Annotated in this window: 15 protein-coding genes and 1 pseudogene; 2 read left to right on the forward strand and 14 right to left on the reverse strand. The window is 70.4% G+C overall.

Translation table 11 applies throughout. From position 1 onward, the window contains the following. Positions 1–111 precede the first annotated feature (111 nt). The gene (locus QFZ74_RS10665) at positions 112–957 is read right to left on the reverse strand and encodes a TIGR03936 family radical SAM-associated protein (RefSeq protein ID WP_307620568.1); all 846 of its coding nucleotides are present in this window, start codon (positions 955–957) and stop codon (positions 112–114) included. A gap of 46 nt (positions 958–1003) precedes the next feature. Further along, positions 1004–2044, reverse strand: a pseudogene (locus QFZ74_RS10670) (hypothetical protein). 260 nt (positions 2045–2304) lie between these two features. On the opposite strand from QFZ74_RS10670, the gene QFZ74_RS10675 reads away from it, so the two are divergent. Then, positions 2305–3042: a hypothetical protein gene (locus QFZ74_RS10675; RefSeq protein ID WP_307620569.1), complete on the forward strand. Its 738-nt coding sequence runs from the start codon at positions 2305–2307 to the stop codon at positions 3040–3042. A 71-nt stretch (positions 3043–3113) separates the two neighbouring features. Here the strand turns inward: QFZ74_RS10675 and QFZ74_RS10680 are convergent, their stop codons facing one another. Next, positions 3114–4610: a glycosyltransferase family 39 protein gene (locus QFZ74_RS10680; protein ID WP_307620570.1), complete on the reverse strand. Its 1497-nt coding sequence runs from the start codon at positions 4608–4610 to the stop codon at positions 3114–3116. A gap of 243 nt (positions 4611–4853) precedes the next feature. Here QFZ74_RS10680 and QFZ74_RS10685 point away from each other — a divergent pair, with 243 nt between their 5' ends. Further along, positions 4854–5975, forward strand: a complete 1122-nt coding sequence (locus QFZ74_RS10685) for a glycosyltransferase (protein ID WP_307620571.1) — start codon at positions 4854–4856, stop codon at positions 5973–5975. A 16-nt stretch (positions 5976–5991) separates the two neighbouring features. On the opposite strand, the gene QFZ74_RS10690 is transcribed toward QFZ74_RS10685, so the two are convergent. The 11 genes from QFZ74_RS10690 to QFZ74_RS10740 all read right to left on the reverse strand — a co-directional run bounded on the left by QFZ74_RS10690 (position 5992) and on the right by QFZ74_RS10740 (position 20515). Continuing rightward, on the reverse strand, positions 5992–7260 hold the full coding sequence (locus QFZ74_RS10690) for a hypothetical protein (protein WP_307620572.1): 1269 nt from the start codon (positions 7258–7260) through the stop codon (positions 5992–5994). 264 nt (positions 7261–7524) lie between these two features. After that, on the reverse strand, positions 7525–9504 hold the full coding sequence (locus tag QFZ74_RS10695; protein WP_307620573.1) for a TIGR03960 family B12-binding radical SAM protein: 1980 nt from the start codon (positions 9502–9504) through the stop codon (positions 7525–7527). Positions 9505–9577: 73 nt separating this feature from the next. Further along, complete coding sequence (locus QFZ74_RS10700) at positions 9578–11089, reverse strand: CYTH and CHAD domain-containing protein (RefSeq protein WP_307620574.1); 1512 nt, start codon at positions 11087–11089, stop codon at positions 9578–9580. 97 nt (positions 11090–11186) lie between these two features. Then, positions 11187–12383 carry a rod shape-determining protein RodA gene (gene rodA / locus QFZ74_RS10705; RefSeq protein WP_307620575.1) on the reverse strand — a complete coding sequence of 399 codons (1197 nt, stop codon included), beginning with the start codon at positions 12381–12383 and terminating at the stop codon, positions 11187–11189. Further along, positions 12380–14629, reverse strand: a complete 2250-nt coding sequence (gene mrdA / locus QFZ74_RS10710) for a penicillin-binding protein 2 (RefSeq protein WP_307620576.1) — start codon at positions 14627–14629, stop codon at positions 12380–12382. Before mrdA ends, rodA begins: the two co-directional genes overlap by 4 nt. 113 nt (positions 14630–14742) lie before the next feature. Beyond that, positions 14743–15420 (reverse strand): rod shape-determining protein MreD, encoded by a 678-nt coding sequence (mreD, locus tag QFZ74_RS10715; RefSeq protein ID WP_307620577.1) that lies wholly within the window; start codon positions 15418–15420, stop codon positions 14743–14745. 17 nt (positions 15421–15437) lie between these two features. Next, positions 15438–16466 carry a rod shape-determining protein MreC gene (mreC, locus tag QFZ74_RS10720; RefSeq protein WP_307620578.1) on the reverse strand — a complete coding sequence of 343 codons (1029 nt, stop codon included), beginning with the start codon at positions 16464–16466 and terminating at the stop codon, positions 15438–15440. A 170-nt stretch (positions 16467–16636) separates the two neighbouring features. Then, on the reverse strand, positions 16637–17656 hold the full coding sequence (locus QFZ74_RS10725) for a rod shape-determining protein (RefSeq protein ID WP_062705440.1): 1020 nt from the start codon (positions 17654–17656) through the stop codon (positions 16637–16639). A gap of 334 nt (positions 17657–17990) precedes the next feature. Continuing rightward, positions 17991–18404: a nucleoside-diphosphate kinase gene (gene ndk, locus QFZ74_RS10730; protein WP_307620579.1), complete on the reverse strand. Its 414-nt coding sequence runs from the start codon at positions 18402–18404 to the stop codon at positions 17991–17993. Between the two features lie 228 nt (positions 18405–18632). Next, on the reverse strand, positions 18633–18977 hold the full coding sequence (locus QFZ74_RS10735) for a DUF4233 domain-containing protein (protein WP_307620580.1): 345 nt from the start codon (positions 18975–18977) through the stop codon (positions 18633–18635). Positions 18978–18985: 8 nt separating this feature from the next. After that, a complete protein-coding gene (locus QFZ74_RS10740; protein WP_307620581.1) occupies positions 18986–20515 on the reverse strand; it encodes a folylpolyglutamate synthase/dihydrofolate synthase family protein in 1530 nt (509 codons plus the stop codon). Positions 20516–20686 lie beyond the last annotated feature (171 nt).

Here is a 20686-nt window from a genome sequence, read left to right on the forward strand (position 1 = left end):
TCTCGCCGGTTCCGTACGCCGTGTTGCGTACGGCCTGGCGAAAGTCTTGTGGTCGGTGCGCTGCCCGACCCAGGTGGCTCCCGAGTCCGAGGGCGGCGCTACGACGTGTCCCTACGCGGAACCTTCCGGCGCCGACGCCGTCGCGGCGGCAGTGGCGGCGGCCGGATGCGGCGCGGTCGCTGCTGCCTCGCGGTCGGGCGCGAGCGGGTCGGTCACCGTGCCTGTCTCTTCATCGAACAGCCCCTGCGCCAGCCTGGTCACCGCTGCGGGGACCGGCGGCGCCAGGTCGGCCACGGCGCGGAGACCGGACAGGACGTCGTCGGGTCGAACGGCAGGCGTCACGTGCCGAACAACCAGCCGCAGTATCGCACAGGGCTGGTCGGTAGGCCCATTAAGGGGCGCGGCGAATGCCGCTCCAGTGGAGCCGACGCTTGCGTCGGGCTGCGAACTGTGCGTTTCCGCGTCCGCCACGCGCGTAAGGCTCGCGACGGCCGCGCGGGTGTCGAAGGTGCGGACACCGTTCTTGGTCTGGCGCTGCACCTCGACGGTCTCGGCCTGGTTGAAGGCCTCGACCGCGCGCTCGGCGTCGGCGGGGTCGACTCCGTCCAGCCGCAGCTCCCACACGGAAGCCGTCAGCCGATCGGCCAGCCCTGACGTCCGTGCTTCGACGGCGTCGACGATGTCGAGCCCGGTGGGCAGCGACTCGTCGAGGAGGGCGCGCAGGATCTGCGGGTCGCGGGCCGCCGTGAGCGCGATCTCCAGGTACTCCGCCTCACTGCCCGTGCCGGTGGGTGCGGCATTGGCGTACGACACCTTCGGATGCGGCGTGAACCCCGCCGAGTACGCCATCGGCACCTCGGCACGGCGCAGCGCACGCTCGAAGGCGCGCTGGAAGTCACGGTGGCTGGTGAACCGGAGGCGGCCGCGCTTGGTGTATCGCAGTCGGATGCGCTGCACCGCGGGTGCGGGCGGCGGGCCTACGGGCTGTCGCTTGCCCAGTGTCCTAGTCCTTCGTGAGTGCGGTTGTCCTGCTACCAAGAGTACGTGTCCCGTCCGCCGGAGGTTCCCGCCGGGCGGTCTACCTCAAGGGCCGGGGCTCGCCGAACAGCATGCGGCGGGCGTCGGCGCGGGCCTGCCGCACCGTCGCGCGCGCGGAGACCAGCGCCTGCCCGGTGGCCTGCCCGACGGCGCGCGCGGCCTCGGCGACGGGCCGCAGGACGGCGTCCCGTACGACATGCCCGACCGGGATGACGACGGTCCGGTACACCCAGCGCACCGGCTCGACGACGATCCAGCGGAAGAGGGTGGCCAGGAACCGGCCGACGGCGCGCGCGAGGTGCCCGGCGATCCGCCAGGCGTGTCCGAGCGCCTCTCCGATCTCCCGCGCGACGACGGCGAGGACCCGGCCGACCGGCACGAGCACCGAGCGCCACAGCGCGCGGGCGGGCAGCACGAACAGCACGCGGGCCGTCCAGTACAAAGCGGCGCCGACCCCGGTCGCCACGGCGTCCGCGCACCACGCCAGCGCCCGTCCGACCGGCGTGAGGACCCGGACGTACAGCCACTTCAGGGCCGCCCCGACCCCGCGCGCGAGCCAGGCGATGCCGTGCCCGAGGGGCGTGAGGAGCCGGACGTACAGCCACTTCAGGGCCGCCCCGACCCCGCGCGCGAGCCAGGCGATGCCGTGCCCGAGGGGCGTGAGGAGGGAGCGGTGGAGCCAGCCGAGAGGGACGACGACGAGGACGCGGCCGAGCCACAGCAGGGCCCGGCCGACGGGCACGGCGACGTACCGCCACAGCGCCACCCACGGCCACACGAACACGGCGCGGCCGAGCCACAGCAGCACCCGGCCGACGGGGCGCAGCACGGTGTCGGTCAGGAACCGGCCGGCCACGACCAGCGCGTCCCACAGCATCCGCACCGGCACCACCAGCACGAGCGCGACGATCCGCACGGGCAGCCGGATCGCGACGACGAGGCACCCCTGCGCCTGCGGCGGGGGCTGCGGTCCGTCGGGGCTCTTGCGGGGGTGGATGGCGTCCATACGGGAACAGACGCCGTAGCCACCCGCATGGATGCGCGCGGCGCCCACGACGTACGGCAAGTCCGCCCGAACAGTCGTACAAGCGCTCAACTGTGCCTTCCGCAGCAAAGATTGAGCCATCGGAACGTTATGTTTTGCTCCGATCTGCGGATAAAGCACCGGGCTCGCCCCGATGCGCGTGCCACGCCACCCATACAGGGTCCAACCTCGCACTCAGATTCGGGACTTCACCCGAACCTGACGACGCAAGGAGCAATGGGATGAGTCCTGAGCACAGGACGACTTCGCTTCTCGGGCCGCTGGCCCGGGACAGGTTCAAGAAAGCCGGGATGCTGACCTCGCTCGCGCTGGTCCTCGCGGCCGGTGTGGTCAGCCCGGCGGCCGCCGCGGCGCGGAGCATGCCCGACGGCCACGCGCCCGTGGCGCGCCACTATGGCGGCGACCACTGCAAGGAGGACAAGCCGGGCAAGTCCCTCCTGGACAGCCGTGCCGAGGCGGGCGGTGGCGACGGCAAGGACGAGTGCAAGGGCGCGACCGGCGCGACCGGCCCGAAGGGCAACACCGGCGCGACGGGCGCCACCGGCGACACCGGACCCAAGGGCGACACCGGCGGCACCGGCCCCGCGGGCCCGTGCTCCGACATCGACGCCAGCCAGGACAGCAACGACTTCGAGCTGCGTGCCGTGCTGACCGGCGGGCGGACGTACGCGGGCATCCGTGACCTCACGACCGCGACGCCCGGTCCCTACCTGTGGACCGACCTGTCCAACAAGACCAACTACCCGCAGGACGCCTGCGCGGTCTCCATCGCCCAGCACGCCCAGGGCATGCAGGTGGAGGGTGACCTGAGGGTGAACGTCGTGACCACGGCGGGCGTGGTCTGGGAGAACACCTGCCAAGTGGTCACCAGCAACCGCACCCTGAACTGCAACGACCCCTCCTGGCACCGTGTGACGCTCCAGCCGGCGCCAGGCGCCATCAACGGCGGCAACCCGTAACGAGTACCCGTCGCCGAAGGGGCGTCCGGTGGTCCGCGACGGACCGCCGGACGCCCCTTCGCGTCACCGGCTCACTTGTCGTCGCGGACGAGCAGGCTCACCGTCATCCCCGTCACCGACCGGCTCGACGTCACCGTGTACCGGCTCCGCAGCGCGCTCGACTGCGCCGGGCCGAGCGCGTCGAGGGGGAAGCCGGAGCCCTCGGTGAGCAGCCAGACGCGCCGCTCGTCATCCTTCAGGCACAGCTCCGGCGCCGGGCACTCGACCGCGTACAGGTCGTCGATCGCGGTGGCCGACTTCTCCAGGAAGACGTCGCGCATCCGCAGGTCGCGGGGCAGGTAGTACCGCACCCCGCTGTCGAGCTTCCAGGTGTCCGTGCGGTCGTAGACGACGGCGTCCCCGGGCTGGTGGCCCTGGCTGACCACGTCGGCCGCCGCCGCGTAGTCGAGCGGCACGGGGGCGTTGTGCTCGAACGGCTGCCGCATCTGCCGCTGGTCGGGCAGCCCGAGCACGGCCACCGCCGCGAGCACCACCACGGCCGCCCCGCGGGAGCGGCAAGCCGCGGCGAGACCGGCGCCGGCGAGCAGGGCCCACGCCGGGAGCGTGAACAGGACGTACACGGGACGGAAGTACGACACCTGGCCGTGCGAGGCGATCCAGACCAGGACGGGCGGCACCAGCGCCCACGTCCCGCACAGCAGCAGCGCGCTCCGGCGCGGCGAGCGGGCCAGCAGCGCGAGCGCGACCAGCGCGCCGGCACACAGACCGGAGGCGAAGACCTCGCCCAGCATCGACGGCAGCGCCCACGCGTCGGGCTCCGGGACCCAGTACAACTGGCGCCCCACCTGGGACCGCCCGAGCAGCACGACCGGCGCGACACAACCGGCGACCGCCGACAGGGCCAGGGCGGTCTTCCACCACAGCGAGCGGTCCCGCCGCGCGGCGGACACGAGCGGCCAGACGTGCGCGAGGACGACGGACAGCGCGATCAGATGGAGCAGCCCGACGCCGGCCAGGGCGAGCGCGTAGGCGGCCCAGCGCCCGGGACGGCGCGGTTCGTCCAGCACCCGGAGCAGCAGGAACGTGGCGAGGGCGACGGCGAACACCACCAGCGCGTAACTGCGGGCCTCCTGGCCATAGCGGCTCACCGCCGGCACCAGCGCGAAGAGAATTCCGGCGGAAATTCCCGCACGGTATCCGAAGAGCCGGTTGCCGATGAGGCTCACCATGGCGGCGGCCCCGGCGGCGGAAAACACCGTGGGAATCCGCAAGGAAATGACGGAATCCCCAAAGATCCCGACCCACAGGTGCATCAGCAGATAATAGGCGCCGTGCACCGCGTCGACATTACCGAGCGTGGCGAGAATCTCCCCCGTACCTCGGTTCACCATGTCCCAGGTGACCAGCTCGTCGCGGCCCAGCAGCGGATGCGTCATGCCGTAGCAGGCCACGGCGAGGGTGACGACGAACGGCCGGAGCCAGAGCCCCGTCCCGCGGCTTCCGGCTCCGGCCGCACCGGCTTCCTCGATTTCATCGCGCGGAGCGGGGAGCTGCGCGGTGACGACCATCAGGACCTCCCATGCCCGACATCGGGAACGGCCAACAGGAACGGCTAACGGGAACGGCTCCCTATATACACGCGCACGGGCGGCCCGAACGGCCCCGAAGCACGGCCCTGCCGAGCCGCCACCTGTATGGGCGGCAATTCCAGGGCGGCGGTCCTTGAACGGGGTTTACGGACTCACTAAAGTCGCCGACCAAATCCTTTTCATCACAGAAAAGATAAAGTCATGCCAACGGTCTGCCTCAATATGATCGTCAAGAACGAGGCACACGTGATCCGACGCTGCCTCGAATCCGTGCGCCCCCTCATCGACACCTGGGTGATCCTTGACACCGGCTCGACCGACGGCACGCAGGACGTCATCCGCGAGACCCTCGCCCACCTGCCCGGCACGCTGCACGAGAGCCCCTGGAAGGGCTTCGACCTCAGCCGCACCGAGGCGATCGACCTGGCCCGGGACCGCGCCGACTATCTGCTGTTCATCGACGCCGACGACATGATGGAGACCGACCCCGGCTTCACCATGCCGGACCTCACGCACGACTGCTACGACTTCGAGGTGCGGCACGGCTCCATCGTCCACTGGCGCGCCTCCATGGTGTCGACGCGCCTGCCCTGGCGCTACGTCGGCGTCCTGCACGAGTACCTGGAGTGCGACACGCGCTATACCCGGGCGACCCTCGATGGCGCACGCATGCTCATCATGGGCGGCGGCGGCCGCCTCCAGGGCGGGGACCAGCGGGCGAAGTACCTCCGCGACGCCGCGATCCTCAAGGACGGACTCGTCAAGGAACCCGACAACGCCCGCTACGTCTTCTACCTCGCCCAGAGCTGGCGCGACGCCGGCGAACCCGCGAAGGCGATCGCGGCGTACGACCGGCGGGCGGTGATGGGCGGCTTCGCCGAGGAGGCGTTCTGCGCCCGGCTCTACGCGGCCCGGCTCGCGGTCGACCTCAAGCGCCGGATGCCGGAGGTCATCGCCCGCTTCCTGGACGCCCACGAGTCCCGCCCCACCCGCGCCGAACCCCTCGGCGAACTCGCCCACCTGTGCCGCACGAACGGCGAACGCTGGCCACTGGCTTACCTGTTCGCCCGCCGCGCGGTGGAACTCCCGCAGCCGCCGGACATCCTCTTCCTCGAACACCCCTGGTACGACTGGCGGTCGCTGGACGAGCTGGCGGTGGCGTCGTACTGGGTCGGCGAGTACCGCGAGTCCCTGGAGACCTGCGAGAAGCTCCTCGACGGCGGCAAACTCCCCGAGGCCCACCGCGAACGCGTCCTCGCCAACCGCGACTTCGCCCGCGCCAAGCTCCGCCTGTCCCCCCGGTCCGCCAACAAGCCCCCGTCGAAGTCCCTCGTCGGCAACTGACGCCCCTCAGGCACGCTCACGCGGTGCAGGATCCCGGGCCGCTCTTGTCGAAGGACGCCTTCGTGCAGTACGTGACGATCGGATAGTAGGCGCCCATCACCTTCGCCGGGTCCTCGCCCTTGCCGACGTCCTGCACCGCGTTGGTGAAGCTCCGCTCCGGGAGCATGTTCCGCATGATCAGCAGGCTCTCCACGTTGGTCGGACCCCAGTCGAGCCAGGTCACGCCGTGCTCCATCGTCGCGTCGGCGGGGCGGTCCTGCTTGGTGGAGACCACGTAGGTGTAGCGGCCGTCCTTGTTCCGCACCGTCTGGAAGTCGGCGGCGCAGGAGCTGACCGGGTACGGGAGCCGGACCTGGTTCTGGCACAGCGACCAGTACCGGAGCTGGCTCTTGGTCAGCACCGACTGGCCGTTGGCGGTGTCGGGGAACGTGGGCGCCTTGCCGCGGACCACCGCGACCCGGCCCTCCTTGTACGCGAGCGGCGTGCACAGGTACGCGTTGTACGGGTTGGGGAACAGCCCCCCGGTCTTGTTGGGCTCGGCGAAGCCCGGATCGCTCGCCGTGGCCGCCCCGCAGCCGCCGAACCCGCCGCGCGGGGCGTACTTCTCCACCACACTGCGCGCCTCGTCGGCGACCGGCCCCGCGGGACCCTGGGTCGAACCGGAACGCGGGCACGCCGACAGGGACTTGGCCGCGCTGCCGTGCCGCTGCACCGACAGTGTGGGCAGCGCGACGCCGCCCGTCGGGTCGGACTGCCGGTCCGGCACGTAGATCCGCAGCGCCAGCCACCCCGAACCCGAGGCGGCGCCCTTCGCGGTGGCGGCGAGGGTGTTCTGGCCGGAGCCGGGCTCCGTACCGGGCTTGAGCGTCACCCGGTACCGGTGCCGCGCCGGGTTCGGCCCCGCGTCCGGGACGGCGAAGGGGTTCATGCTGCCCGCGCTCGGCGCGATCTGGTCGTCGGCCAGGGAGTCGATCGGCGATCCCTTGGCGTCATACGCCGTCAGCGACGTGAACCGGGCCGCGGGGTACGTCCCGTTCACCACGATGCGGTCGCCCTCGCCGAGCCGGTACGGCATCAGCCAGTACGTGGCGTTGGACTCGGGGAACGCGATGTTCAGCCGGCCGGGAGCGACGACCGCCGGCCACGCGCAGGAGACCTGGGGCGCGTCACCGGCCGTCCTGTCACCGGCCGTCCCGGCGGCGGCCGACGGCGCCGCCAGCACCGTCACCACCCCCAGCCACGCCAGAGCGGAGACCTTCAGGGTTCGCCAAGGGCCACGCAGCATGAAGCCCCTCCGTCCATGAGGAGCGGGAGCAGCGGAGAAGGGAGGCGCCCGGCGTGTAACTCACCCACGCCTGGGGGGGGACTACAGCCCGGTACGACGCCGACGCAGGCCCCCGCGCCGACGGAACGCAACCGCCTCACCAGTCTCACCCCGGCCCGATTGCTCCGCAAACCAGTGCACACGCCCGCTCTTCCCTCACCCACCGAAACCGACGAGCCCCTCCCCGGCGGGGAGGGGCTCGTCATGTCAGCCAGTGCTCAGTGCTCAGTGCGCGTGTCCGCTCGCGGCCGGGGCCGGCGCCGCGTTCTTCACCGCCAGCGGGAGCAGCTTCTTGCCCGTGGGGCCGATCTGGATGTGGGTGTCCATCTGCGGACACACGCCGCAATCGAAGCACGGCGTCCAGCGGCAGTCCTCGACCTCGGTCTCGTCGAGGGCGTCCTGCCAGTCCTCCCAGAGCCAGTCCTTGTCGAGGCCCGAGTCGAGGTGGTCCCAGGGGAGGACCTCCTCGTAGGTGCGCTCGCGGGTGGTGTACCAGTCGACGTCCACGCCGAGCGGCTCCAGGGCCTTGTCGGCGCAGGCCATCCAGCGGTCGTACGAGAAGTGCTCGCGCCAGCCGTCGAAGCGGCCGCCGTCGTCGTAGACCGCGCGGATGACGGCACCGATGCGGCGGTCACCGCGGGAGAGCAGGCCCTCGACGATGCCGGGCTTGCCGTCGTGGTAGCGGAAGCCGATCGAGCGGCCGTACTTCTTGTCGCCGCGGATCTTGTCCCGGAGCTTCTGCAGGCGGGCGTCCGTCTCCTCCGCCGAGAGCTGCGGGGCCCACTGGAAGGGCGTGTGGGGCTTGGGGACGAAGCCGCCGATGGAGACCGTGCAGCGGATGTCGCCGGAGCCGGAGACCTCGCGGCCCTTCTGGATCACGCTCATCGCCATGTCGGCGATCTGCAGGACGTCCTCGTCGGTCTCCGTGGGCAGGCCGCACATGAAGTACAGCTTCACCTGGCGCCAGCCGTTGCCGTAGGCGGTGGCGACCGTGCGGATCAGGTCCTCCTCCGAGACCATCTTGTTGATGACCTTGCGCATGCGCTCGGAGCCGCCCTCGGGGGCGAAGGTGAGGCCCGAGCGGCGGCCGTTGCGGGTCAGCTCGTTGGCCAGGTCGACGTTGAAGGCGTCGACGCGGGTGGAGGGGAGGGACAGACCGATCTTGTCCTCCTCGTAGCGGTCCGCGAGACCCTTGGCGATGTCGCCGATCTCGGAGTGGTCCGCGGAGGACAGGGAGAGGAGGCCGACCTCTTCGAAGCCGGTCGCCTTGAGGCCCTTGTCGACCATGTCGCCGATGCCGGTGATCGAGCGCTCACGCACCGGGCGGGTGATCATGCCCGCCTGGCAGAAGCGGCAGCCGCGGGTGCAGCCGCGGAAGATCTCGACCGACATGCGCTCGTGGACGGTCTCGGCGAGGGGGACGAGGGGCTGCTTGGGGTAGGGCCACTCGTCCAGGTCCATGACGGTGTGCTTGGACACGCGCCACGGCACGCCCGACCGGTTCGGGACGACGCGGGCGATGCGGCCGTCGGCGAGGTACTCGACGTCGTAGAACGCCGGGATGTACACGCTGCCGGTCTTGGCCAGGCGGAGGAGGACCTCCTCGCGGCCGCCGGGGCGGCCCTCCGCCTTCCACTCGCGGATGATCTTCGTCATGTCGAGCACGGCCTGCTCGCCGTCGCCGATGATCGCCGCGTCGATGAAGTCCGCGATCGGCTCGGGGTTGAAGGCCGCGTGGCCGCCGGCCAGGACGATCGGGTCGTCGATCGTGCGGTCCTTGGACTCCAGCGGGATGCCGGCCAGGTCCAGGGCCGCGAGCATGTTGGTGTAGCCCAGCTCCGTGGAGAAGGACAGGCCGAACACGTCGAAGGCCTTCACCGGGCGGTGGCTGTCGACCGTGAACTGCGGCACGCCGTGCTCACGCATCAGCGCCTCCAGGTCCGGCCACACGCTGTACGTGCGCTCGGCGAGGACGCCCTCCTGCTCGTTCAGTACCTCGTAGAGGATCATGACGCCCTGGTTGGGCAGACCGACCTCGTACGCGTCGGGGTACATGAGCGCCCAGCGCACGTCACAGTCGGCCCAGGGCTTGACGGTGGAGTTGAGCTCTCCGCCGACGTACTGGATCGGCTTCTGCACATGCGGGAGCAGAGCTTCGAGCTGCGGGAACACAGACTCCGCGGACTCGGCGGCTTCGGCAGGCATCTCGCGAACCTTCGTGAGCTGAGGACAGGGGTGACCATCAAGCGTAACCCGCTCGGCGGCCTCCCCCGACCGCTCAGACGGACGCCCCCGCCTTGATCTCCGCCCAGGTCCCGGGCAGCTCCGCCTCGTCCGCCGCCGCCCGCTGCTCCTCGCGGCCGTACAGCACGCCGTAGGTGAAGGTGCTCTCCCCCACCGCGTGCGCCACGGCGGACAGCTCACGCAGCGCCTCGCGGGCCAGCACGCTGTCCTGGTGGTCGCCGAGCAGCTTCTGCAGGGACTTCATCGCCTTGGTCAGGGCCGCGGCCGGGTCACCGAGGACCGGGGTGGCCGCCTCCGCCGCGTACCGGGTGCGCTTGGCCTTCTTGCGGGCCTCGTGCAGGCCGAGGTCGCGGTCGCGGCCGGGCGGCAGGTCGATGGCCCGCTCGACGAGGGCGGAGAGCTTCGCGAAGTCCTTGCGTACGGCCTTGGCGATCACCTTCGCCGGCTTCTTCGCGGCCGTCTTCCGCAGGGGCGGGTCGGCGAGCAGGGCGTCGAGGGTGTCGAGCAGCGTCAGATAGCGGTGGGAGTCGAGGACGCCGGTCAGCCGGCGGCGGGATCCGCCGCGGCGGACCTTGGACCAGGTGCGCAGCCGGGTGCGGACGGGCCCGGCGACCAGGGTGCGGGGCAGGGCGTCGAGGGCCGTCGCGATGCGCTCGGTGAGCACCTCGCGGTCGCGGTCCACGCCGAGTTCGGTCGCCAGCCACTTGAGCTCCTCGCCGATCGGGTCGGTGACGGCGCGGTCGAGGATGGTGCGGTACGAGCGGAAGGTGCTGCGCAGCCGGCGGGTGGCGACGCGCATCTGGTGCACGGAGTCGAACTCGTCGCGCCGGACGGCCGGATCGAGTTCGACGATGGCGTCGCGCTGGGCGCGGACGTAGGCGAGGACATGGTCGCCGGCGGTCACGTCCGCCGCGCCCTTCCCTGCCTCACTCCCCTTCTCCTTTCCCTCCGGGGCGGTCTCGGCGAGCGCCCGCGCCAGTTTCGACGACGAGCCGGAGCGCCGTACGCCCGCCTTGCGCAGCCGCTTCTCCACCTTGTCGAGGATGTCCGTGCCGATCCCCTCTGCGGCCTCCACCTCGATCTCGGTCCACTGGACGGTGGCGCCGCCCCCGCCGAGCCGCTCGGCCGTGACGGCGTCCTCGCTGACCTCGGCGAGCAGCGTGCCGTCGGCGTCGACGAGGTGGTGCACGTCGCGGGCGGACAGGAGCCGGACCACGGGCACCAGCTCGGCGTCGCGGACCCGGGAGCGCACCAGCGCGGCGAGCGCGGGCGGAACGGTGTCGGAGAGCGGCGCCCTGATCTCGTCCCGGACGTCGGCCGCGACGGGAAGCTTGAGATGCCAGCCCTCGTCGGAGCCGCCGGTGCGCCGGCGCAGGGTGACGGAGTGGGCGGCCAGGCGTTCGTCGGCGGTGTCGTAGTAGGTGGCGTCCAGTTCCATGACGCCCTTGTCCAGCACGGCCGCCACCCCACCGACCCCGGCCAGGTCAGGCAGCCCGCTCTCATCGGCTTCGTACTTGCGCTCGATCTCGCGTTTCGTATCCGCCATGAACTGAATCTACAGAGGAGTACGGAATGAGGGGAGGGTGCCCGGCGGACGCTCGGCCGGGCACCCTCCCCTCGTTGCGAAGGGCTCTTGTGAAGACCTACGCCGACAACGGCCGCTGCACCTTGATCGATTGCAGCAGGCCCACGGCCACCCATACCGCGAACATCGACGAGCCGCCGTAGGAGACGAAGGGCAGGGGAAGGCCGGTGACCGGCATGATGCCGAGGGTCATGCCGACGTTCTCGAAGGTCTGGAAGGCGAACCAGGCGACGATTCCGGCGGCGACGATCGTGCCGTACAGCTCGGTCGTCCCGCGGGCGATGCGGCAGGCGCGCCACATGACGACGCCGAGGAGGGCGATTATCAGGCCCGCGCCCAGGAAGCCCAGTTCCTCGCCGGCGACGGTGAAGACGAAGTCCGTCTGCTGTTCGGGGACGAACTGGCCGGTGGTCTGGGAGCCGTGGAAGAGGCCGGCGCCGGTGAGGCCGCCGGAGCCGATGGCGATGCGGGCCTGGTTGGTGTTGTAGCCGACGCCCGCCGGGTCGAGCTTGGGGTTGGCGAAGGCCGCGAAGCGGTTGATCTGGTAGTCGTCCAGGATGTGCAGCTGCCACACCGCGATGGCGCCGAGCGCGCCGGCGGTGATCAGGCCGAAGACCCAGCGGTTGGAGGCGCCGGAGGCGAGCAGCACGCCGAGGATGATGATCACCATGACCATGACCGAGCCGAGGTCGGGCATCAGCAGCACGATCAGGATCGGTACGGCGGCCAGGCCCAGGGCCTGAAGGACCGTGCGGTGGTCGGGGTACTTCTTGTCGCCGGCGTCGACGCGCGCCGCGAGGAGCATCGCCATGCCCAGGATGATCGTGATCTTCACGAACTCGGAGGGCTGGAGCGAGAAGCCGCCGCCGAACACGATCCACGAGTGGGCGCCGTTGACGGTGGAGCCGAGCGGGGTGAGCACCATCAGGATGCCGAGCAGCGAGAGGCCGTAGAGGATCGGCACGGCGTTGCGCAGGGCGCGGTGGCCGAGCCAGATCGTGCCGATCATCAGGACGAGCCCGATGCCGGTGTTCATGAAGTGCCGGATCAGGAAGTAGTACGGGTCGCCCTGGTTGATCTCGGTGCGGTTGCGGGTCGCGGAGAAGACCAGTACCGAGCCGATCGTCGACAGGGCGATGGCCGCGAGGAGCATCGGCCAGTCCATGCGGCGGGCCACCGAGTCGCGGGCGAAGAGCCGTGTCCAGCCGGCCCGCTGGGGTCCGTATCCGGGGACGGAGAAGGTGTTGCCGGTCATGCGGGCGTCCTCCGGTTTCCCCGCCTGCGCGGTCGCCTGCGGGTGTCGCGGTTGCCCGTGCCGGGCGAGGGGGCGGTCGAGGCGGGCTGCGAGCCGTCCGGGGCGGGTGAGCCCGAGGGGGCCGGGCGGACGTCCTTGGCCGGGTCCTCGGAGACCTTCGGGGACTTGATCGTGCCGTCGGTGCGGACCTTCGGCAGGCTCTTCTCCGGCTCGGGCAGCAGCGCCTTCTTCGGGTCGATCTTGCCGTCGGGCTGGACGCCGTACATCGCGCTGTAGATGTTGCGCACGGCCTCACCGGAGGCGCCGGAGCCCGTACCGGCCTGGGAGATGGTCATGATGACCGAGTAGTCCTTGGAATACGTGGCCAGCCAGGACGTGGTCTGCTTGCCGTAGACCTCGGCGGTACCGGTCTTGGCGTGCAGCGAGATCTTGTCCTGCGGCCAGCCGTTGAACTTCCAGGCGGCGGTACCGCGGGTGACGACGCCCGCGAAGGCGTCGTGCATGCCCTTGAGAGTGGCCTTGCTGACCGGGAGCCTGCCGTGCGGCTGCGGCTTGATCTCCTGCACGTGCTTGCCGTCGGGGCTGACGACCGCCTTGCCGATGCTCGGGGTGTACATGGTGCCGCCGTTGGCCACGGCGCCGTAGATCACGGCCTCCTGGATCGGCGTGACGAGTGTGTCGCCCTGGCCGATGGAGTAGTTGATCGCGTCACCCTCGCGCATCTTGTTGCCCTCGAGGCAGTTCTCGTACGCGATCTTCTCGACGTAGGAGCCGTTCTTCTTGCCGGACTTGCACCAGGCGTCCTTGTTGGCCTTCCAGTAGTCGAGCTTCCACTTGCGGTCGGGGACGCGGCCGGTGACCTCGTTGGGGAGGTCGACGCCGGTCTCCTTGCCGAGGCCGAACTGGTGGGCGGTCTTGTAGAACCAGTCCTTGGGCTGGCCCTTCTTCGGGTTGATGCCGCCGTCGCGCTTCCACTCCCGGTCCGCGAGGCCGTAGAAGACGGTGTCGCAGGAGACCTCGAGGGCGCGGTTGAGCGGGATGGGGCCGAAGCTCTCCCCCTCGAAGTTCTTGAAGACCTGGCCGCCGACGGAGTACGAACTGGTGCAGGGGTAGCGGCCGTTGAAGGGGTAGCCGGCCTGGACGGCGGCCGCCGTCGAGACGACCTTGAAGGTCGAACCGGGTGCCGCCTGCCCCTGGATGGCCCGGTTGAGCAGCGGGTAGTCGGACTTCTTGCCGGTGAGGGCCTTGTAGTCCTTGGCGGAGATGCCGCCGACCCAGACGTTCGGGTCGTACGTCGGCGCGGACGCCATGGCGACGATGCGGCCGGTCTTGGCCTCCATCACGACGACGGCGCCGGAGTCGGCCTTGTAGTTCTCGCCGGTGATCTTGTCGTACTGCTGGCGGGCGACTTTCATCGCGTGGTCCAGCTCGTACTCGGCGACGCGCTGGACACGGGAGTCGATGCTGGTGACCAGGTTGGAGCCGGGCTGGGCGGCGTCCGCCTCGGCCTGGCCGATGACGCGCCCGAGGTTGTCGACCTCGTAGCGGGTGACGCCGGCCTTGCCGCGCAGCTCCTTGTCGTACTGCCGCTCCAGCCCGGAACGGCCGACCATGTCGGAGCGCAGGAACGGCGAGTCGGTGTCCTCGGCCTTGGTGATCTCCTCGTCGGTGACCGGCGAGAGGTAGCCGAGGACCTGCGAGGTGTTGGACTTGCCGGGGCTCGGGTAGCGGCGCACGGCCTCCGGTTCGGCGGTGATGCCGGGGAAGTCCTCGCCACGCTCACGGATCTGGAGGGCCTGCTTGGCGGTGGCCTCGTCGGTGATCGGGATCGGCTGGTACGGCGACCCGTTCCAGCAGGGCTGCGGGGTCTTGGCGTCGCACAGCCTGACCTTCTGCATGACCTCCGTGGGGCTCATGCCGAGGACGCCGGCCAGCTTGGCGAGGACGGCCTTGCCGTCGTCGTGTTGCTTCAGCAGGTCCGTGCGCGAGGCGGAGACGACCAGCCGGGTCTCGTTGTCGGCGAGTGCCACGCCGCGCGCGTCGAGGATCGAGCCGCGGGGCGCGGGCTGGACGACCTGCTGGACGTGGTTGCCGGAGGCCTCCTTCTGGTACTCCGCGCCCTGGCGGACCTGGAGGTACCACAGGCGGCCGCCGAGGGTGCCGAGCAGGGAGAAGACGAGGATCTGGATGACGACGAGTCGGATCTGGACTCGTGGGGTCCGTCCGGTCTCGGGAATATTGGTCACTGCGGCTGCCTCCCCCTCTCAGTGCGTGTACGGGTCGTGCGGGTACGAGGCGCTCGTACCGGTGTCGTGCGGGGCGCGGCGGCTGGGCCGGGCCGTGGTCGACTCCCGTGTGGTCACAGCTTCTTGACCCCCTTGATGCGGCCGACGCGGGCGGTGCGGGTGCGGGCCTTGTTCTTCAGGGCGCCGAGTCCGCCGCGCTGGCCGCCGATACGCAGGCCGGTGCCGGCGGAGAGCCAGCCGGAGGAGATGTCGGTGCCCTTGGAGCCGGAACCGGCCTCCGCGAGGGGGTCGTTGTCGGCGCGCCGGGCCAGGGCCATGATCCCGGGGACGACGAACGGTGCGAGCAGCAGGTCGTACAGGGCGGCGCTGAACAGCAGTCCGGCGAGGCCGACATGGCGGGCGGCGGTGTCGCCGACGAGGGCGCCGACGAGCGCGTACAGCAGTGTCGAGCCGATGGCCGCGGCGACCACCACGACCATGGGGGCGGTCGCCGACTTGATGCGGCCGGTCTCGGGCTTGACCAGTCCGGCGAAATAGCCGATGACGCACAGCACCAGGGCGTAGCGGCCGGCCGCGTGGTCGGCGGGCGGGGCGAGGTCGGCGAGCAGTCCGGCGCCGAACCCGACGAGGGCGCCGCCGACCTGGCCGTACACCAGGGCGAGGCCCACGACGGTGAGCAGCAGCAGGTCGGGGACGGCGCCGGGGAGGTGGAGGCGGGCGAGGACGCTCACCTGCACCACCAGGGCGACGACGACCAGGGCGGTGGAGAGCAGGATCCGGTTGACACGCATGGGGGTTGAGCTCACTCCTACTGCTGCTCGTCGGTGGCGGTCGTGTCGCTGGTCGGCTCGTCCGTGGCCGTGTCGTCGGTGGCGGAGTCGTCGGTCGCCGAGGTGTCACCGGACGACTCCTCGCCGGAGTTCGCCTGGGCGGACGGGGTGACCGTGACGGTGACCGTCGGGGTCGGGGTCGGCCTGGGCTTGGCCGGGAGCACCTCGTCGCGCGGGTCCTTCTTCGGGGCCTCGACGACGACACCGACGATGTCGAGCTGGGTGAAGTTGGCGAAGGGCCTGACGTACATGGTGCGGGTCAGGCCGCCGCCGGAGGGGTCGACGCGGGAGACGGTGCCGACCGGGACGCCGGGCACGAAGGGCTTGTCGGCCTGGGAACCGAAGGTGACCAGCCGGTCGCCCTTCTTCACCTCCGCCTTGCCGTTGAGGAGTTCGACGCGCAGCGCGCGGTCGCCCTGGCCGGAGGAGAAGCCGAGTTCGTCGCTGCCCTCCATCCGGGTGCCGACGGTGAAGTCGGGGTCGTTGGCGAGCAGGACGGTCGCGGTGTCGGGGCCGACGGTGGTAACGCGGCCGACCAGGCCGTCCCCGTTGAGGACGGTCATGTCGCGCCGGATGCCGTCGCCTGCGCCGGCGTCGATGGTGATGGTCCAGGAGAAGCCCTGGGCCGCTCCTATGGCGATGACCTGGGCGCCCTTGATGCCGTACTGCCCGTCACCGGCGAGCTTCAGCATCTTGTCGAGCTGGTGCAGCCTGCTGCGGTCGCGGTCCTTGCTGCCGAGCTTCGCCTTGAGAGCGGCGTTCTCCTTCTCCAGCAGGGCGAGCCGGTCATGGCGCTCTCCGGAGTCACGGACGGCGGAGACGGCGTTGCCGACGGGACTGACCGCCGACGACACTCCGTTCTCGATCGGACCGAAGACCGCTGCCGCGGCCTGCCGGGCACCGTCGACCGGGGAGTTCTGGCCGCCGCGGATATCCACCGTGATCAGCGCGAACGCGATGGCGATCAGCAGCACCAGAAGCAGCCGGCTCTCTTTCGTGTCCCTCACGTGCGGCGGCCGTGCCCTTCCTCGTAGGAATGCGGAGGCCCCTTCGATGGGCGCGAGCGCGAAGTCGAAACGCAAACCCAAGGGGCCCGTTTGTGGGAGCTTATGCCTCTATATCAACGATCCGCCGCACGAGGAGAGAACGTCTCGTACGGCGGAATCGAAGAGTTGTGTCACCTGCGCGGCTGGGCGTCCAGCACCTGCTGGAGCGCCTCGAACTCCTCGACACACTTGCCGGATCCGAGCGCCACACTGTCCAGCGGGTCCTCGGCGATGTGGATCGGCATGCCGGTCTCGCGCCGCAGCCGCTCGTCCAGCCCGCGCAGCAGCGCGCCACCGCCGGTCAGGACGATGCCCCGGTCCATGATGTCGCCGGACAGCTCCGGCGGGCACTTGTCGAGGGTGGTCTTGACCGCGTCGACGATGGCGTTGACGGGCTCCTCGATCGCCTTGCGGACCTCGGCGGCCGAGATGACCACGGTCTTGGGCAGCCCGGACACCAGGTCCCGGCCACGGATTTCGGTGTGCTCGTCGGAGTCGAGGTCGTACGCCGAGCCGACAGTGATCTTGATCTGTTCCGCGGTCCGCTCACCGAGGAGGAGGCTGTACTCCTTCTTGATGTGCTGGATGATCGCGTTGTCCAGTTCGTCGCCCGCGACACGGATGGACTGGGCGGTGACGATCCCGCCGAGCGAGATGACCGCGACCTCCGTGGTGCCGCCGCCGATGTCCACCACCATGTTGCCCGTGGCCTCGTGGACCGGCAGGCCGGAGCCGATGGCGGCGGCCATGGGCTCCTCGATGATGTGCACCTGGCGGGCGCCCGCCTGGGAGGACGCCTCGATGACCGCGCGGCGCTCGACGCCCGTGATGCCCGAGGGCACACAGACGACGACCCGGGGCCGGGCGAGGTAGCGCCGCTTGTGGATCTTCAGGATGAAGTAGCGGAGCATCCGCTCGGTGATCTCGAAGTCGGCGATCACGCCGTCCTTCAGAGGGCGTACGGCCACGATGTTGCCGGGCGTGCGCCCGATCATCTTCTTCGCTTCGGCACCGACGGCGAGGATGCCGCCGGTGTTGGTGTTGATCGCGACGACGGACGGCTCGTTGAGTACGATCCCCCGACCCCTGACGTACACCAGCGTGTTGGCGGTCCCGAGGTCGACAGCCATGTCACGGCCGATGAACGACATTGAGTTCCCCATCAGGATTCGTCAGGCCTTCCCAGGAGCTTTTGAGGGCTTTTCAGGTCGGCGAAGTGGGTGCTGTGACGTGAAGGCTTCCATCGTAGACGCGGCTTCACGAACACTGCGCGAGGGTCTCCGCCATTGTCAGCATGTGCGCCGCCGCCTCGCTTGTGGAGACGGTCCATCGGGGGCACTGGTTCCCCCGATCGGCACGCATATGCCAAGGGACGGCCGAAACTACGGCCGTCCCAGGCGGATGTCCAGACCGGACTGATGATCATTCAGAAAAATCCGCGAAACCTTCGCTCAGCAGGTCAGGCGCGGGTTTCCCGTGAGCGGATCAGCCGCGCCCCGGGAAGAAGATCTTGACCTCGCGCTCGGCCGACTCCTCGGAGTCGGAGGCGTGGATGAGGTTCTCACGCACGATCACGCCGTAGTCGCCGCGGATGGAGCCGGGGGCCGCGGCGATCGGGTCGGTCGGGCCGGCCAACTGGCGCACGCCCTCGATGACACGGTCACCCTCGACGATCATCGCCACGACCGGGCCGGAGGACATGAACTCCACGAGGGGCTCGTAGAACGGGCGGCCCACGTGCTCCGCGTAGTGCTGTTCCAGGATGGCCCGGTCCAGAGTCCGCTGCTCCAGCGCCGTGATCCGCCAGTCGGCCTTGCGCTCGATACGGCTGATGATCTCGCCGACCAGGGAGCGGCGGACAGCGTCCGGCTTCAGGAGGACGAGAGTGCGCTGGGACATGGTGTGCGGGCTCCTTGCAGGCCAGGGAATGATGGTGCGACTGGCCTGAGGCTACCCGCTGGCGCTCCGTAAGTGGCACCCGGACCGCTTCCGGACGTTCCCCCCCGCGTATGCGGGGACCACGATCAGCAATACGCCGAGCACAAGGGAAAGCCGGGATCACCCCCGCTCCTGCGGGGAAGGTCCGGGCGCCGTATCCAGTAAAGCGCCCGCCACTGACAACGCCCCCTACTGCGCCTCTGCCTGACGCGCCGCGAATCTGGCCTTCGCCTCGTCGATCTTGCGGCCGTAGTGCACCGAGGCCCACCACAGGGCGGCGAAGACCGCGCCCAGGAAGTACATCGTCGGGACGAAGAACCCGGCGGCGATCAGGGCGAGCTGGAGGGCCCAGCCCAGGGCGATGCCGGCGGGACGCGTCACCACGCCGCACAGCAGGACGCACAGGAGCATGGCGACCCCGCTGACCGTCCACACCGTCGACATCGCCAGGTCCGGGTCCTTCATCGCGACCAGACCGGCGAAGCCGATGACGAAGAACTCACCGATCAGCGTGGACGAACAGAGCGTGCGCATCGGATCTCTCAGCCCCTCTTCAGCAGCATGCGGGCCTCGCCCACCGTGATGACGGACCCCGTGACCAGCACGCCGCCGCCCGCGAACTCGGCCTCCTCCTCGGCCAGCGTGATCGCGGCCTCCAGGGCGTCCGGCAGCCGCGGCTCGACCTGGACGCGGTCCTCGCCGAAGACCTCGACGGCGATCGCGGCCAGCTCGTCGGCGCTCATCGCCCGCGGGCTGGTGTTCTGCGTGACGACGACCTCCGCGAGGATCGGCTCGAAGGCCTCGAGCAGCTCGCGGACGTTCTTGTCGGCGCTGACGCCGATGACACCGATCAGCCGGCTGAAGTCGAAGGCCTCGCGCACGGCCTCGGCGGTGACCCGGGCGCCGGCCGGGTTGTGCGCGGCGTCCAGGACGACCGTCGGCGAGCTGCGGACGACCTCCATCCGGCCCGGCGAGGAGACCGACGCGAAGGCCTGGCGGACCGTCTCGATGTCCAGCGGCTGCGCCCGCTCCTTGCCGACGCCGAAGAACGCCTCGACGGCGGCGAGCGCCACGGCCGCGTTGTGCGCCTGGTGCGCGCCGTACAGCGGGAGGTACACGTCGGGGTACTCGCCGCCCAGCCCCCGCAGCTTCAGCAGCTGGCCGCCGACGGCGACCTGGCGGTCCACCACGCCGAACTCCAGGCCTTCGCGGGCCACGGTGGCGTTCTCCTCGACGGCCTTCTTCAGCAGCACCTGCGCGGCGTCCACCGGCTGCTGCGCCATGATGACCGTCGCGTCCGGCTTGATGATGCCGGCCTTCTCCGTGGCGATCTCGGCGGGCGTCTCCCCGAGCCGGTCCGTGTGGTCCAGGTCGATGGGCATGACGACGGCGACGTCGCCGTCGATCACGTTCGTCGCGTCCCAGCTGCCGCCCATGCCGACCTCGACGACGCCCACGTCGACCGGGGCGTCCGCGAACGCGGCGTACGCCATGCCGGTGAGCACCTCGAAGAAGGAGAGCCGGAAGTCCTGCTGGGAGTCGACCATCTCGACGTACGGCTTGATGTCCTGGTACGTCTCGATGAAGCGCTCGGCGGCGATCGGGGCGCCGTCGAGGCTGATCCGCTCGGTGACCGACTGCACGTGCGGGCTGGTGTAGCGGCCGGTGCGCAGGTCGAAGGCGCCGAGCAGGGCCTCGATCATGCGGGCGGTGGACGTCTTGCCGTTGGTGCCCGTGATGTGGATCGAGGGGTACGAGCGCTGCGGGTCCCCGAGGACGTCCATCAGCGCAGAGATGCGGCTGACGGAGGGCTCCAGCTTGGTCTCGCCCCAGCGGGTGGCCAGCTCCGTCTCGACCTCGCGCAGCGCCCTGTCGAGCTCCGGGTCCTCCGGACGCCCGGGTACGTCGGCCTCCGGCGGCCCGCCCTGGGTGCGCAGGGTGCGGCTGCCGGCCTCGATCACCGCGAGATCGGGGTCGCGGTCGGTCTCCGCGTCGATGATCTCGTCGAAGTCGGCGTCGAGGGGCTCGGGCCCGAGGCTGTCATCGCTGTTGTCAGGGGGGAGGTCGCTCACGGGGACCAGTCTACGGAGCCGATGCGACTGCGCGCGGCGTGGTCGGGCGCCTGAGGGGTGGGGTGGCTCGTGCCGCCGGCGCCTGCGGGGGCCTTGTGGCTCGTCGCGCAGTTCCCCGCGCCCCTGAGGAAGGCGAAGGCCCCGGTGCCTGTTACGCACCGGGGCCTTCAA

Origin of the sequence: Streptomyces sp. V3I7, from assembly GCF_030817495.1 — a bacterium.
GTDB lineage: Bacteria > Actinomycetota > Actinomycetes > Streptomycetales > Streptomycetaceae > Streptomyces.